We start from the raw sequence: 14,110 nt of genomic DNA, 5'->3' as shown, positions 1-14,110 counted from the left end.
ATCAGATGCCGGATTTCGACGAGGAGTTGACCATCTCCGCGCCACCGGAGGAGGTATGGAAGCTGCTCTACGACCCGACGTCCTTCCCCCACTGGTGGGCAGGGGTCGGCAGCGTCGAGGCGACGACGGCCGAGGGCTACACCCTCTATCCGGACGGCTACCCGGACTTCCCGATGCCACAGCAGCTTTGCGCGAGCCGCGCGAACGGCATGGTGCGGATCTCCTGCCTCGTCTCCGACCTGGTCTTCGAATGGCGCCTGACCGCGGGCACGGGCGGAGGCACCCGCTTGTCCGCCCACGTCGAGATTCCCGAGTCGGAGGCAGCCCGTCTTGCGACACAGCGAGCGGTGATCCATACCTCGCTGCACCGCCTGGCAGCGCTGGCAACGGGCGCCTAATTGCAGCTCCCCAGGGGCGCGAGAAACCACCCTGTGCGGATGGCCCTGCTCGTTCGGCGACTCACCACCCAGGGTGGCTTGTCGGCGCACGCAGTTCATCGAGCAGAGCCTCGCGCCCCTGGGGGGGTTGCAACTGGCCGGAGGAGTGAGGGCTAGCGCAGCGCCCCGCAGCAGTCGGCCGTCAGGCCGGCTGGGAGGCTGTCGCCGCCGAAGATCGTCATCGTCGCCTCGTCGCCGCCCAGCGCCGCTACCGCGAGCAGCAGCGCACCCGCCGTCCAGGTCGTGCGTTCCTCGGGCCAGATCGCGTCGTCCTCGAAGACGTAGCCGGTCCAGTAGGCGCCGTCCTCGTGGCGCAGGTGCTGGATGGACTGGAGGATCTCCACCGCCCGCGTCGACTCGCCGATCGCCCACAGGGCCAGCGCCAGCTCCGCGCTCTCGCCGCCGGTGACCCACGGACGGTCGGAGACGCAGCGCACGCCCAGCCCGGGAACGACGAAGCGGTCCCATTCGCGCTCGATCCGCTCCTTCGCCGCCTCGCCGCGCAGCGCCGTGCCGAGGACCGGGTAGTACCAGTCCATCGAATAACGGTCCTTGTCGAGGAAGCGCTCCGGGTGATGGGCCACGGCGTGGCCGAGCTGACCCGCCGCCAGTTCCCAGTCCGGCTGCGGCTCTTCCAGGTACTCCGCGATCGCCAGCGCGCAGCGCAGCGCGTGGTGGACGCTGGAGCAGCCGGTCAGCAGGGCCTCGTCGGGTGTCGAGCCGTTCTCCTCGCGCCGCCAGGAGACCGTTCCGTCCGCGCGGCCGAGCTCCAGCACGAAGGCCACCGCCCGGCTGACGGTGAGCCAGATCTCCTCCAGAAAGGAGTCGTCGCCCGTCGCCAGATGGTGGTGCCAGGCGCCGACCGCGATGTACGCGCAGAAGTTGGACTCGCGGTTGAGGTCGCTCGGCTCCCCCTCCCGGTACGCGGCGTACCAGGAGCCGTCCGCGTTCTGACACCGCATCAGCCAGCGGTACGCGGCCTCCGCCGCGGCGTGCTCGCCCGCGACGTCCAGCGCCATGGCCGCCTCGACGTGGTCCCATGGGTCGAGATGGCCGCCGGTGAACCACGGGATCGCGCCGTCGGCACGCTGCTCCGCGAGGATGCTGCGCACGGTCGCCGCCGCCTGCTCGGCGGTCAGCACGCCGTCCAGGGTCAGCGTCCTCACGCCTTGCTCCCGTGCGGCCTGGTCGCGTAGGCGACGAAGCTCTTGCCGATGGCCGGGTTGAGCGCCTTCTCGGTCCAGCGGGTCAGCTTGCCGATGACCGGGGCGCCGACGATGTCCCAGACCAGCAGCTGATGGTAGGCGCGCACGGGCAGCGCCTTGTCGTTGTCGACGCCGACCGCGCACTTGATCCACCAGTACGGCGAGTGCAGCGCGTGCGCGTGGTGCGTGCCGTACGGGTCGAGACCGGCGCCGCGCATCTTCTCCAGCAGCTCCTCGCCCCGGTAGATGCGGATGTGGCCACCCTCGACCTCGTGGTACGCGTCCGAGAGCGCCCAGCAGATCTGCTCGGGCAGCCAGCGCGGCACGGTGATCGCGATCGAGCCGCCGGGGCGCAGCACGCGCACCATCTCCGCCAGCACGCCCTTGTCGTCCGGGATGTGCTCCATCACCTCGGAGATGATGATCTTGTCGAAGCTGTCGTCGGGGAAGGGAAGCGACAGCGCGTCGCCCTCCACCGCGATCGCGGAGGCGCCGGCCGGGGCCTCGCCCTCCAGCTCCATCGCTGCGAACCAGCGTCGGACCTCGCGGATCTCCTCCGCGTTGCGGTCCAGTGCGACCACGCGGCCGCCGCGCCGGTACACCTCGAAGGCGTGGCGTCCTCCGCCGCAGCCGAGGTCGAGCACCCGGTCGCCGGGGGCGATCGGGAAGCGGGAGAAGTCGACGGTCAGCACGGCCGGGGCTCCTAACGGTTGCGGTGAACTGCGAGGCAGGAGTGAAGAATGAAAGGGAGGTTGATCGTGAGGGGCGTCAGACGTAGCGCCAGCCGGCGCCGGCCCGGGCACGCTGCCCGACCCCGGTCGCGATCACCTCGCGGTACCGCTCGACGGTCAGCTCGGCCGCCCGGCGCCAGGTGAAGCGGGCCAGCACCCGCTCGCGGCCCGCCGCGCCGATCCTGGCGCGCAGCTCCGGCTCGTCCAGCAGCCGGCCGAGCGCGGCGGCCAGTGCGCCGGGGTCGCCCGGCGGCACGGCCAGGCAGGTCTCCCCGTCCGGCCCGGCGACCTCGGGGATCGCCCCGCCGGTCGTCGCGACCAGCGGTGTCCCGGTGGCCATCGCTTCGGCGGCCGGCAGCGAGAAGCCCTCGTAGAGGGACGGCACGCAGGCGACCTGCGCGCTGCGCACCAGGTCCACGAAGGCGGCGTCGTCGATGCCGCCGCGGAACTCGACGACGTCCTCCAGCCCGAGCCGCCGGATCGCCTCGGCGACCGGCCCGCCCTCGGGCCGCTTGCCGACGACGACGAGGTGCGCGTCGCGCTCGGTGCGGACCTTGGCCAGCGCCTCGACGAGATGGACCAGGCCCTTGAGCGGCACGTTGGCGCTGGCGGTGGTGACAATCCGCCCGGGCACCTCGGCGACGGCCGGGTCCGGCGACCACAGGTCGACGTCCGCGCCGATCGGGACGACGTGCACGCGCTGCGGCGCGACGTCGAGGTGGTCGACGATCTCGCGGGCGGAGCTCTCCGAGACGGTGAGCACCGAGTCCAGGCGGGCCGCGACGCGGCGCTGCATCCGGGTGAACCCGTACCAGCGGCGCACCGAGAGCTTCTTGAGCGGGCCCTCGGCGGCGTCGAGGTCCAGCGCGCGGTCGACGGTGATCGGGTGGTGGATCGTGGTCACCAGCGGGAAGCCGATCCGGTCCAGACCGAGCAGGCCGTAGCCGAGGGTCTGGTTGTCGTGGACGACGTCGTAGCGGCCACGGTGCTGGGCGAGGTGGCGGCGGGCGCGCAGGCTGAAGGTCAGCGGCTCGGGGAAGCCGCCGGTGCGCATGATCGCCGTCTCCAGCACGTCGACCGGCCCGCGGTACTCGGAGAGCGCGGGCGTCCGGAACGGGTCAGGGTCGCGGTAGAGGTCGAGGCTGGCGATCTCGCCGAAGGCGAGCCGACCGGGCCCGTCGGGGTCGACCGCGTCGAAGTCGAGGGTCGGATACGGCTGACCGCCGAGCACGCGCACGTCATGCCCGAGCCGGGCGAGCTCCCGCGACAGGTGCCGGACGTAGACGCCCTGGCCGCCGCAGAACGGGTTGCCCTTGTACGAGAGCAGGGCGATGCGCAGCGGCTCGTCGTGGCTCGCGGTCAACTGGACCCCTCTCCTGGGTCTCTTGCTTCTCCTGCGCCCTCCCCGGGCTGCCCCGGTCAGGGTAATCTAGAACACGTTCCAGCGGGGCGGCAGCGAGAGAGCTTGAAGATTACCGGTCCGTAGCTTTACGAAATCGGCCGGGGCGGGTGATTCGCGCCACGCCCGCTCTCTGCGCCATCATTCGGGGATCCAGTGGTAGGTACGTAGGAGCTCTCGATGACGACCACCCCGCGGCCCTCGGCGCCGCCGCTCACCGAGCGGCAGGAGGCACGTCGCCGCCGCATCCTGCACACCGCCGCGCAGTTGGCGTCGCGCGGCGGCTTCGAGGCGGTCCAGATGCGGGAGGTCGCGGACACGGCGGGCGTGGCCCTGGGCACGCTCTACCGGTACTTCCCCTCGAAGGTGCATCTGCTGGTCGCGACGATGCAGGACCAGCTGCAGCTGTTCCAGGAGCAGACCCGCAAGCATCCCGCCGCGGGCGACGACCCGGGAGCACGGGTGGCGGAGACGCTGATGCGGACCTTCCGCGGCCTCCAGCGCGAGCCGCAGCTCGCGGAGGCGATGGTCCGCGCGCTGACCTTCGCGGACCGCTCGGTGAGCGCGGAGGTGGACCAGGTGAGCCGGATCACCGGCGCGCTGATCCTGGACGCGATGGGGCTGGACCACGCTCCGTCGCGCGAACAGCTGGCGGCGGTGCGGGTCATCGAGCACACGTGGCACTCGGCGCTGGTGACGTGGCTGTCGGGAAGGGCGTCGATCGCGCAGGTGCGTATCGACCTTGAGACGGCCTGCAAATTGCTGACCATCGAGGGATAGTTGCACCTCCGGGGGCGCGGGGAACTGCGCGAGAAACCACCCTGTGCGCATGGCCCTGCGCGTTCGGGGACACCCCACATCAGTGGCTTGTCGCGCAGTTCCCCGCGCCCCTGGGGAGTTGCAACTCACGCTTAGTCCGGAAAGACAGGGTCTCCGGTCTCCGCCAGTTGGATCAGGATCGCCTCCACCGGGCAGCTCTCCGCTGCGCCAAGCACCGCCTCCGACGCGTCGATCTCCTCTTCGATCGGGTGGGACTGACGCGCCGCGTCCAACCTGAACGCCTCAGGCGCGCTCGCCGCGCAGAAGCCCCCGCTGATGCAGACCCCCCGGTCGACCTCGATCCGCCAGCGGTCGCCCATCAGCTCTCCCCGGGGACGGGGTAACCCTGTGGGAGGTTGATGGTCTTCTCCTCCAGGAAGCCCGCCAGTCCCTCGACGCCGAACTCGCGGCCCAGGCCGGAGTTCTTGAACCCGCCGAACGGGCCGTTGAAGTCCAGGCTGAAGCTGTTGACCGAGAAGGTCCCGGTCCGCACCTGCCGGGCGATCTCTACGCCGTGCTCCGCGTCGCCCGCCCAGACGCTGCCGGAGAGGCCGTAGTCGGAGTCGTTGGCGATGCGGATCGCATCCGCCTCGTCGTCGTAGGGCAGCAGGCAGACCACCGGGCCGAAGATCTCCTCGCGGGCGACCCGCATCCGGTTGTCGACCGAGCCCAGCAGCGTCGGCTCGACGTACCAGCCCTTCGGCTGGGACGCCGGGACGCCGCCGCCGGTGAGGACCTTCGCGCCTTCCTCCTGGCCGATGCGGATGTAGTCCAGGTTGCGCTGCTGCTGGCGCTTCGCGACCAGCGGGCCGACCTGTGTCTCGGCGGCGAGCGGGTCGCCGACGACGAGCGCGCTGACGGCCGCCGCCATCTTCTCCGCGATCTCGTCGTAGCGGGAGCGCGGAGCGAGCACGCGGGTCAGCGCCACGCAGGCCTGGCCGTTGTTCATGTAGGAGGACCCCATCAGGTTCGCCACCGCCGCGTCCAGGTCCGCGTCGGGCAGCAGGATCGCGGCGGACTTGCCGCCCAGCTCCAGCGTGACGCGGGTGAGGTTGCGCGAGGCGACCTCCATGACGCGCTTGCCCGCCGCGACCGAGCCCGTGAAGGAGACCTTGTCGATGCCGGGGTGGCCGACCAGGTACTCGCTGACCTCGCGGTCGGCGGGCAGGATGCTGAGCACGCCTTCCGGCAGTCCGGCCTCGGTCGCGATCTCGGCGAGGATGTAGGAGTCGAGCGGCGTCTCGGGCGAGGGCTTGAGCACCACGGTGCAGCCCATCAGCAGCGCCGGCGCGAGCTTCGCCGCCGCGATGAACTGCGGGACGTTCCACGGCGCGATCGCCGCCACGACGCCGACCGGCTCGCGTCGGACCAGGATCGGGCTGAGCACGCCGCCGCGGTACTCCTCCAGGACCACCTTGCGGGCGTTGGTGATCGCCGCGTCCCAGATCATCATCGGGCCGTAGGCCTGGGCCAGGATGCTCCACGAGTACGGCGAGCCGTTCTCGGAGCTGATCACGCGGGCGATCTCGTCCGCGCGGGCGGCGATGCCGTCCTTGATCCGTGCGCAGATCTCGATCCGCTCGTCCAGGCTCATCCGTGGCCAGGGGCCGTCGTCGAACGCCTTGCGCGCGGCCGCGACGGCCCGGTCCACGTCCTCGCGGGAGGCGTGCGGCACGCGCCCGATGACCTCCTCGGTGTGCGGCGAGATCACCTCGATCACCTCGGCCCCGGCGGGGGCCACCAGCGAACCGCCGATGTAGAGCTCGCCGTACTCGGTGAATCCGCCGGACGCTGCTGCGCTGTCGGTCATCGATCTCTCCTCCCACGGGACACCGGAAAGCTGCCGTCCCACTCCATGAGAACTGATACCAGTTCTACTTATAGGCGGCAATGCCCATGCAGTACCCTCCCGGATTAGGTGCATGACGCAAGGAACGTGTTCCACATTTGAGGAGGCCCCGTGCCGCAGGACACCCCCGACCGTGCGGCGTGGCGCGACCGGGTCCTCCCGCCCGTGCAGGACCTGGGCGGCGGCGTGTGGAGCATCCCCGTGCCGATCCCCGACAATCCGCTGCGCTACACGCTCGTCTACCTGCTGGAGAGCACGAGCGGGCCGGTGCTCGTCGACACCGGATGGGACGACCCGAGCGGCCGGGAGATCCTCGCGTCCGGCATCGCGGCGGCGGGCTTCGCCCTGTCGGACGTGCACGGCGTGCTGATCACCCACCACCACCCCGACCACCACGGCCTCTCCGCGCACGTGCAGGAGACGTCGGGGGCGTGGATCGCGATGCACGAGGCCGAGGCGTCGGTGGTCCGGGCGATCCGTGACGTCCCGACGGAGAAGTGGATCGGCCGGATGGCACGGTCCATGCGCGCGGCGGGCGTCCCACAGGATCATCTGGACGGCCTGGCCTCCTGGGGCGGCGACTCGGAGAACGGTCCGGCGACGCTGGGCGCGGCGGTGCCGGACCGGGAGCTGGTCCACGGCGAGAGCGCGGGCGTGCCGGGCCGCGAGCTGCGGGTGATGTGGACTCCCGGCCACACGCCGGGCCACGTCTGCCTCTACCTGGACGAGAAGCCGAAGACGCGCCTGCTGAGCGGGGACCACCTGCTGCCGACGATCACCCCGGTGGTGAGCCTCTACCCGGAGAACCCGGGCGACGAGCCGACGGACCCCCTCGGCGACTTCCTCGACTCCCTGGAGCGGATCGCGGCGCTGGCGCCGGAGGAGATCCTCCCGGCCCACCAGTACCGCTTCGCGGACGCGCCCGGACGCGTGCGAGCGCTGCTCGACCATCACGCGGAACGGCTGGCCGACCTGCACGGTCAGCTGCGCGACGAGCCGCTCACGCTGTGGCAGGCGGCGCAGGGGATGCACTGGAACCGACCCTGGTCCGAGCTGGGCTTCCTGGCGCGGCACCTGGCGGTGTCGGAGGCGGCAGCGCATTTGCGCAGGCTGGTGAAGACGGGCCTGGCTGAGGCGGTCACCGACGAGGAGCCGATCCGCTACCACGCGAGGTAGTTGCACCTCCAGGGGCGCGGGGCTGCCGATTTGCGCCTCCGGCGCGTGGGCGCGAGCCGGTCGGCAATGGGACCAGTTGCACCACCAGGGGCGCGGGGAACTGCGCGACAAGCCACCCGCCCACCTGGCGCGCCGAACGAGCAGGGGCCATCGGCACACGGTGGTTTCTCGCGCAGTTCCCCGCGCCCGTTGGGTGACTGCATGGCTGATCCCGAGCTCAGGCTAAGGTGACTCCACAACTTGATCCGCGTCCCAGCAGGGGAAGCCGGTGGGATTCCGGCGCTGACCCGCAGCCGTAGAGCCGGAGTGCCTGTCAGGACGCGAGCGGCGCGTCGAACCCGTGGGGGCTCGACACCGTCGAGGCTACGGATCGTCCTCCGCTCACCGAAAGGCCCCTTCCGCCATGCTCTCCGCCGTCCGCCCCGCCGCGAAGGCGGCGTGTGGTGTCGCAGTCTCCGCCGCCGTCCTGATCGGTGCCGCCGGGCCCGCCCTCGCCGCGTCCGCATCGCCCGCGCCCGTCACCGTGCCCGCCGGCCTCTACGGCAAGAGCGACCCCACCTACGACGGCGTCTGGCGGCAGTCGCTGAGCATCCTCGCCCTGCACACCCAGGGCGTCACCCCGGCCGCCTCCGCCGTGAACTGGCTCACCAAGCAGCAGTGCGCCGACGGCGGCTGGCCCTCCTACAACCCGGACCCGGCCAAGGCCTGCGCGCCCGCGACCGAGGACACCAACGCCACCGCCGTCGCCGTCCAGGCACTCACCGCGCTCGGTGGACACGACGACGCCGTCGCCAAGGCCGTGGCCTGGTACAAGAACGTGCAGAACAAGGACGGCGGCTGGTCCTACAACCCGGGCGCCGCCAGCGACGCGAACTCCACCGCGCTCGCCGTCACCGCGCTCGCCGCCGCCAAGACCGACCCGGCGACCGTGGCCAAGAACGGCAAGACCGCCGTCCAGGGCCTGGCCGCGTTCCAGCTCGGCTGCTCCGCGCCCGCGGCCCAGCAGGGCGCGTTCGCCTACCAGCCGGACAAGAACGGCAAGCTTGCCGCCAACGGTCTCGCCAGCGCGCAGGGCGCACTCGGCGCGGAGCAGGCGTTCCTGCCGGTGGCCGCGTCGACCGCGAGCGCCGCCGCGTCCGCGGCCTGCTCGGACCCGGCCGCGTCCGCCGCGAACTACCTCGCCGTTCAGCTCAAGAGCGGCCAGGAGCACCTGACCCAGGCGCTGGCCGGCGCCGCGCCGAGCCCCGACTATGCCGCCACCGCGTGGGCCGTGCTCGCACTGGCCCACCAGGGCCGCCTCGCGGACGCGCAGGGCGCGATGGGCTGGCTGCGGCAGAACGGCCAGGCGTGGACCCAGGGCGACCACGGTGCGGCCAGCCCGAGCGCGCTGTCCCTGCTGATCCTCGCCGCGCAGGCGACCGGCACGGACGCGACGAAGTTCGGCACGACCAACCTGGTCACGCAGTTGGAGGGCACCGGCCCGACCCCGGCCGCGACGCCCAGTACCGCGAGCGCCCCGGCGAGCGCCGCCTCCGCCACCGCCGCACCCGCGAAGAAGAGCAGCGGCACGTCGCCGTGGTGGATTTTCGGCGTGGCACTGGTCGCCAGCATCGGCGCCGGTCTCTTCATCAGCTACACCCGCGGCAAGCGGTCTTGATACCCCGCTCGATCCCCCGGCGGATCGCGAGGGCGGTGGCCGTGTCGGCCGCCGCCCTGGTGGCGTTGCTGCCGCTGCTGCTCGCCGGACCCGCCTCAGCGACGGCGTACCGGTACTGGTCGTTCTGGTCCTGGAGCGGCAGCGCCTGGACCTACCAGCAGCAGGGCCCGAACACCAACGTCCCGGCCGACGGCTCTGTCGACGGCTGGCGCTTCGGCGTCAGCGTCGACAGCGCGCACGCCGTGCAGCCGCGCAGCACCGGCGCGCCGTCCTTCGCTGAACTGTGCGCGAAGGCTCCTCCCGTGAGTGGGAAGAAGCGGGTGGCCGTCGTCATCGACTACGGCACGGACGCGGGCGCGCCCGCCGAGCGGGGCGGCTGCGCGGTGCTCGCGACCGACGCCAGCTCGGCGCAGTTGCTGGCCCAGCTCGTGCCACCGCTGCGTTACGACAGCAACGGCATTCTCTGCGCCATCTCCGGCTATCCGGCGCAGGGCTGCGGCGAGGCCGTCGCTGACAACGGTTCCGCCCCGGCGGCGGCCGCGCCGAGGCCGACGGGCGGTGGCTCGTCCACGCCGGTCCTCGGCTGGACGGCCGGCGCAGCGCTCGTCGCGGCACTCGGCGGCGCGGCGTGGTGGCGGAACCGCCGCCGCGGAAACACCAACTGACCCCCGATCAATTCACCGACATGAAGCACTCCCTGCATCCCGGCGCCTGGTGGCTGTGGGCCCTCGGGCTGGCCACCGCCGCCTCGCGGACCACCAATCCGCTGCTGCTGCTCCTGATCGCGGCCGTGGCGGGCTACGTCGTGGCCGCGCGCAGGACCGACGCGCCGTGGGCCCGTTCGTACGGAGTGTTCCTGCGGCTGGGGCTGCTGGTGCTGGGAATCAGGGTGATCGCCTTCACGCTGCTCGGCTCCCCGATCCCGGGGACGCACATCCTCTTCACCCTGCCGGAGATCCCACTGCCGGAATGGGCGAAGGGCGTGCGGCTGGGCGGTCCGCTCAGCCTGGAGGGGTTCCTCTTCGCCGCCTACGGCGCGCTGCGGCTGGCCGTCCTGCTGGCCTGCGTGGGCGCGGCGAACGCGCTGGCCAATCCGGCGCGGCTGCTGCGTTCGCTGCCGGGCGCGCTCTACGAGGCGGGCGTGGCCGTCGTCGTCGCGCTGACCTTCGCGCCGAACCTGGTTGCCGACGCCCAGCGGCTGCGCTCCGCACGGCGCTTGCGCGGCCGGTCGGAGAAGGGCGTCAAGGTGCTGCTGACCATCGGCGTGCCGGTGCTGGAGGGCGCGTTGGAGCGCTCGGTCAACCTGGCCGCCGCAATGGACACGCGGGGCTTCGGCCGCCAGGCCGACGTGCCGCGTCGGGTCCGGCTGACCACGGCGGTGCTGACGCTGGCGGGACTGCTCGGCTGCTGCGTCGCCGCCTATGGACTGCTCGGCGCGGACGGCGCCGCGTGGGCGCTGCCGCTGCTCGGGATCGGCGCGGTCGCGGCGGCGGGCGGGCTGCTGCTCGGTGGCCGGCGGGCGGTCCGCACCCGCTACCGGCCGGACCGCTGGGACCTGCGCGCCTGGCTGGTCGCCGGGTCCGGCGTCGCCGTGGCGGCCGGGATGCTGCTCTGCGGTCCCGCCTACGCCGACATACTCAACCCGCCGCCGGTGCCGCTGACCGCACCGACGCTGCCGCTGCTGCCGGCGGCGGTCGTCCTGCTCGGCCTGCTGCCCGCGTTCGTCGCGCCCGCGCCGGTCCGTCGTTCTGTCGCGAAGGCGAAGGAGACCCGGAAGTGATCACCTTCGAGGACGTCTCGGTCCACTACGCCGACGCCGCCGGGCCCGCGCTGAGCGGGATCGAGCTGGAGATACCCGAGGGCGAACTCTGCCTGCTGGTCGGGCCCTCCGGCTCGGGCAAGTCGACGCTGCTCGGCGCGGTGAGCGGGCTGGTGCCGCACTTCACCGGCGGGGTGCTCCGGGGCCGGGTGACCGTGGCCGGCCGGGACACCCGCACCCACCGGCCGCGCGACCTCGCCGACGTCGTGGGTACCGTCGGGCAGGACCCCCTCGCCCACTTCGTCACCGACACCGTGGAGGACGAACTCGCCTACGGTATGGAGTCGCTCGGCCTGGCCCCGGAGGTGATGCGGCGGCGGGTGGAGGAGACGCTGGACCTGCTCGGTCTCGCCGAGTTGCGCGACCGACCGCTCGCCACGCTCTCGGGCGGGCAGCAGCAGCGCGTGGCGATCGGCTCGGTGCTGACGGTGCATCCGAAGGTGCTGGTCCTGGACGAGCCGACGTCCGCGCTGGACCCGGGCGCGGCGGAGGAGGTGCTCGCCGTGCTGCAGCGGCTGGTGCACGACCTCGGCACGACCGTGCTGCTCGCCGAGCACCGGCTCGAGCGGGTCGTCCAGTACGCGGACCAGGTCGTGCTGCTGCCGGGCGGCGGGCAGCCGCCGGTGGTCGGCGAACCGGCCGAGGTCATGGCTGTGTCGCCCGTGCACCCGCCCGTGGTCGCGCTCGGCCGCGCGGCGGGCTGGCGTCCGCTGCCGCTCTCGGTCCGCGACGCGCGACGCCAGGCCGCGCCGCTGCGGGAGCGGCTGGCGATCGCGCCCCGGCCCGCTGAAGTTCCGTCGTCGGACGGGGAACCGCTGGCCGTCCTCGACCGCGTCTTCGTCCGCCGCGACCAGGTGCGCGCGCTGAACGGCGTCACGCTGGCGTTCCGGCCGGGCGAGATCACCGCGCTGATGGGCCGCAACGGCGCGGGCAAGTCCACCCTGCTGGGCACGCTCGTCGGCCTGTACGCGCCGACGAGCGGCGCGGTCGGCGTAGGCGGCTTCACCCCGCACACGACCGCCCCCGCCTCCCTGCTGCGCCGCGTCGGCCTGGTCCCGCAGGAGCCGCGCGACCTGCTCTACTGCGACTCCGTCGCGGCGGAGTGCGCGGCAGCGGACGCGGACGCGGGTGCCGCGTCGGGCAGTTGCCGCGCGCTGGTCGAGCGGCTGATCCCCGGCATCGCGGACGCGACCCACCCCCGCGACCTCTCCGAGGGCCAGCGCCTCACGCTCGCGCTGGCCATCGTTCTCACCGCCCGCCCGGGGCTGATCCTGCTCGACGAACCGACGCGCGGCCTCGACTACGCCGCGAAGGCGCGCCTCGTCGACATCCTGCGCGGCCTCGCGGCCAAGGGCCACGGCGTGCTGCTGGCCACCCACGACGTCGAACTCGCGGCGGAGCTGGCCCACCGGACGGTGATCCTCGCCGAGGGCGAGGTCGTCGCCGACGGGCCGACCAGCGAGGTCGTGGTCTCCTCCCCCGCCTTCGCGCCACAGGTCGCGAAGATCATCGGCTCGGGACCCTGGCTGACGGTCACCCAGGTCGCGACGGCGCTCGGCTTGCCGACATGAGCCGCCGCGACATGAACCGCGCCGAACTGAATCGCCCGGTTCCCCTCGGCAAGCGGTCCACCACCCTGCTCGTCCTCATCTCCACTCTCGGCCTCGTCGCCTTCGGCTGGCCACTCCTCGCCTCCCCGCACTCCGCGCTGGCCGCGCACTCCACGGACGCGCCCTGGATGTTCGCCGTACTCCTGCCGCTGCTGCTCGCGGTGGTCGTCGCTCAGATCGCGGAAGGCCGCAGCGCGGCGGGTGGGCAGGCCGGGCTGGACGCGAAGTCCATCGCCCTGCTCGGCGTCCTCGCGGCGGCGGGCGCGGCGCTACGCCCGCTGGGGGCCGGGACGGCCGGGCTGGAGCCGACCTTCTTCCTGATGGTGCTCGCCGGACGCGTACTCGGCCCCGGCTTCGGCTTCGTCCTCGGCAACATCACGCTCTTCGCGTCCGCTCTGCTCACCGGCGGCGTCGGGCCCTGGCTGCCGTTCCAGATGCTCGCCATGGGCTGGGTCTGCCTCGGCGCGGGCCTGCTCCCCGGCCCGGCGACCCTACGCGGCCGCCCCGAACTCTGGCTGCTGGCCGCCTACGGCGCGGTCTCCGCCGAGCTCTACGGCCTGATCATGGACCTCCAGGGCTGGCCCTACATCGCCGGCCTCAGCAGCTCCATCTCCTTCGTCCCCGGCGACCCGCTGGCGGCGAACGTGACTCGCTTCGCCCTCTACCACCTCACCACGGCGATGGGCTGGGACCTGATGCGCTGCGCGCTCACCGCCGTCCTCTGCCTGACGCTGGGCCGCGCGGTCCTGCTCTCCCTCCGCCGCGCCTCCCGCCGCGCGGCGTTCCACGCCCCGGCGCGGTTCGAGACCGGAGAGGGTCAGATGAAATCGCTCGTATCCAGCGAGAAACCGAACGGCTCCGGCAGCGGCACGGGGTCGCCGAACGGGACCGACTCTCCCGCAGAGTAGTCGTCCTTGGCAGGCTCGCTGTAGCGGATCACCCGGCCCTCATCGCGGTCCACGACGAGATAGAGCGGGATCCCCGCACGCGCATAGCAATGCCGCTTGATGATCCGATCGTCGGAGGGACGCGTGCTCGTCACCTCGACCACCATCGACACCCCCACGGTCGGCATCCAGATAGGAGCACCCCGGAAGAGTCGCAGCTCGCGCGGGGCAATCGTGATGTCCGGGATCACATGATTCTTCGGCTCCACAACAGCACTCGGCATCTGCAGACCCTTGTTGCCCGAACAGTCCATCTGAATCCGGGAATCCCGGATCACCTGTTGCAGGATGGTGCTGATGCAGTCCTCGTGGTCCCCGTCAGGGGCAGGGGACACGACGATCTTCCCTTCGACCAGCTCAGCCTTGAAGCCCTCCGGGGTCTCCAGGGTGAGAAAGCTGTCCAGGAGGAGCTCCGCCGTCGTCGGTACCGTCTCGAACGCCATAGCACTCATGCTGCACCC

The 14,110-nt window shown here is 72.3% G+C and carries 14 protein-coding genes and 1 riboswitch; of the genes, 8 read left to right on the top strand and 6 right to left on the bottom strand.

What is annotated here, in order from left to right; translation table 11 throughout:
- Positions 1-5: 5 nt before the first annotated feature.
- Positions 6-398 carry an SRPBCC family protein gene (locus ABIA32_RS21530; RefSeq protein WP_370097826.1) on the top strand — a complete coding sequence of 131 codons (393 nt, stop codon included), beginning with the start codon at positions 6-8 and terminating at the stop codon, positions 396-398.
- A gap of 152 nt (positions 399-550) precedes the next feature.
- Here ABIA32_RS21530 and ABIA32_RS21525 read toward each other — a convergent pair whose 3' ends face one another.
- The 3 genes from ABIA32_RS21525 to ABIA32_RS21515 all read right to left on the bottom strand — a co-directional run bounded on the left by ABIA32_RS21525 (position 551) and on the right by ABIA32_RS21515 (position 3,736).
- On the bottom strand, positions 551-1,603 hold the full coding sequence (locus tag ABIA32_RS21525; protein ID WP_370097824.1) for a prenyltransferase: 1,053 nt from the start codon (positions 1,601-1,603) through the stop codon (positions 551-553).
- A complete protein-coding gene (locus ABIA32_RS21520) occupies positions 1,600-2,334 on the bottom strand; it encodes a class I SAM-dependent methyltransferase (protein WP_370097821.1) in 735 nt (244 codons plus the stop codon). The genes ABIA32_RS21525 and ABIA32_RS21520 overlap by 4 nt, the downstream gene beginning before the upstream one ends.
- A 76-nt stretch (positions 2,335-2,410) precedes the next feature.
- Positions 2,411-3,736: a glycosyltransferase family 4 protein gene (locus ABIA32_RS21515; RefSeq protein WP_370097818.1), complete on the bottom strand. Its 1,326-nt coding sequence runs from the start codon at positions 3,734-3,736 to the stop codon at positions 2,411-2,413.
- Between the two features lie 216 nt (positions 3,737-3,952).
- Here ABIA32_RS21515 and ABIA32_RS21510 point away from each other — a divergent pair, with 216 nt between their 5' ends.
- The gene (locus tag ABIA32_RS21510; RefSeq protein WP_370097816.1) at positions 3,953-4,552 is read left to right on the top strand and encodes a TetR family transcriptional regulator; all 600 of its coding nucleotides are present in this window, start codon (positions 3,953-3,955) and stop codon (positions 4,550-4,552) included.
- Positions 4,553-4,683: 131 nt separating this feature from the next.
- On the opposite strand, the gene ABIA32_RS21505 is transcribed toward ABIA32_RS21510, so the two are convergent.
- Both ABIA32_RS21505 and ABIA32_RS21500 read right to left on the bottom strand, forming a co-directional pair.
- The gene (locus ABIA32_RS21505) at positions 4,684-4,911 is read right to left on the bottom strand and encodes a ferredoxin (protein ID WP_370097813.1); all 228 of its coding nucleotides are present in this window, start codon (positions 4,909-4,911) and stop codon (positions 4,684-4,686) included.
- Positions 4,911-6,401, bottom strand: coding sequence for an aldehyde dehydrogenase (locus ABIA32_RS21500; RefSeq protein WP_370097810.1), 1,491 nt, complete (start codon positions 6,399-6,401; stop codon positions 4,911-4,913). Before ABIA32_RS21500 ends, ABIA32_RS21505 begins: the two co-directional genes overlap by 1 nt.
- Before the next feature lie 150 nt (positions 6,402-6,551).
- Between ABIA32_RS21500 and ABIA32_RS21495 the strand changes: the two genes are divergently transcribed.
- The 6 genes from ABIA32_RS21495 (at position 6,552) to ABIA32_RS21470 (ending at position 13,610) form a co-directional block, all read left to right on the top strand.
- Positions 6,552-7,616 carry an MBL fold metallo-hydrolase gene (locus tag ABIA32_RS21495; RefSeq protein WP_370097807.1) on the top strand — a complete coding sequence of 355 codons (1,065 nt, stop codon included), beginning with the start codon at positions 6,552-6,554 and terminating at the stop codon, positions 7,614-7,616.
- A gap of 224 nt (positions 7,617-7,840) precedes the next feature.
- Positions 7,841-7,949: riboswitch (cobalamin riboswitch) on the top strand.
- 70 nt (positions 7,950-8,019) lie between these two features.
- Positions 8,020-9,273 (top strand): prenyltransferase/squalene oxidase repeat-containing protein, encoded by a 1,254-nt coding sequence (locus ABIA32_RS21490; RefSeq protein ID WP_370097805.1) that lies wholly within the window; start codon positions 8,020-8,022, stop codon positions 9,271-9,273.
- Between the two features lie 41 nt (positions 9,274-9,314).
- On the top strand, positions 9,315-9,938 hold the full coding sequence (locus ABIA32_RS21485; RefSeq protein WP_370097802.1) for an SCO2322 family protein: 624 nt from the start codon (positions 9,315-9,317) through the stop codon (positions 9,936-9,938).
- Between the two features lie 20 nt (positions 9,939-9,958).
- Positions 9,959-11,053, top strand: a complete 1,095-nt coding sequence (locus ABIA32_RS21480) for an energy-coupling factor transporter transmembrane component T (protein ID WP_370097799.1) — start codon at positions 9,959-9,961, stop codon at positions 11,051-11,053.
- The gene (locus ABIA32_RS21475; protein ID WP_370097796.1) at positions 11,050-12,663 is read left to right on the top strand and encodes an ABC transporter ATP-binding protein; all 1,614 of its coding nucleotides are present in this window, start codon (positions 11,050-11,052) and stop codon (positions 12,661-12,663) included. Before ABIA32_RS21480 ends, ABIA32_RS21475 begins: the two co-directional genes overlap by 4 nt.
- Entirely contained in the window at positions 12,660-13,610 is a 951-nt protein-coding gene (locus ABIA32_RS21470) for an ECF transporter S component (protein ID WP_370097793.1), read from the top strand. The genes ABIA32_RS21475 and ABIA32_RS21470 overlap by 4 nt, the downstream gene beginning before the upstream one ends.
- Here the strand turns inward: ABIA32_RS21470 and ABIA32_RS21465 are convergent.
- Positions 13,520-14,101, bottom strand: coding sequence for a Uma2 family endonuclease (locus tag ABIA32_RS21465; RefSeq protein ID WP_370097791.1), 582 nt, complete (start codon positions 14,099-14,101; stop codon positions 13,520-13,522). The two genes, ABIA32_RS21470 and ABIA32_RS21465, sit on opposite strands and share 91 nt — an antisense overlap.
- Positions 14,102-14,110: the final 9 nt, after the last annotated feature.

It is taken from the genome of Streptacidiphilus sp. MAP12-20 (assembly GCF_041262525.1).
Lineage (GTDB): Bacteria > Actinomycetota > Actinomycetes > Streptomycetales > Streptomycetaceae > Streptacidiphilus.
Note: the sequence above shows the minus strand (reverse complement) of the source record. Positions and strands in the feature narration are given on the sequence as shown.

Excerpts from the sequence above, each read along its gene's own strand:
- ABIA32_RS21530 (WP_370097826.1), top strand. The coding sequence starts at position 6 with ATGCCGGATTTCGACGAGGAGTTGACCATCTCCGCGCCACCGGAGGAG.
- ABIA32_RS21470 (WP_370097793.1), top strand. The coding sequence starts at position 12,660 with ATGAGCCGCCGCGACATGAACCGCGCCGAACTGAATCGCCCGGTTCCC.
- ABIA32_RS21480 (WP_370097799.1), top strand. The coding sequence starts at position 9,959 with ATGAAGCACTCCCTGCATCCCGGCGCCTGGTGGCTGTGGGCCCTCGGG.
- ABIA32_RS21500 (WP_370097810.1), bottom strand. The coding sequence starts at position 6,401 with ATGACCGACAGCGCAGCAGCGTCCGGCGGATTCACCGAGTACGGCGAG.
- ABIA32_RS21505 (WP_370097813.1), bottom strand. The coding sequence starts at position 4,911 with ATGGGCGACCGCTGGCGGATCGAGGTCGACCGGGGGGTCTGCATCAGC.
- ABIA32_RS21510 (WP_370097816.1), top strand. The coding sequence starts at position 3,953 with ATGACGACCACCCCGCGGCCCTCGGCGCCGCCGCTCACCGAGCGGCAG.
- ABIA32_RS21490 (WP_370097805.1), top strand. The coding sequence starts at position 8,020 with ATGCTCTCCGCCGTCCGCCCCGCCGCGAAGGCGGCGTGTGGTGTCGCA.
- ABIA32_RS21465 (WP_370097791.1), bottom strand. The coding sequence starts at position 14,101 with ATGAGTGCTATGGCGTTCGAGACGGTACCGACGACGGCGGAGCTCCTC.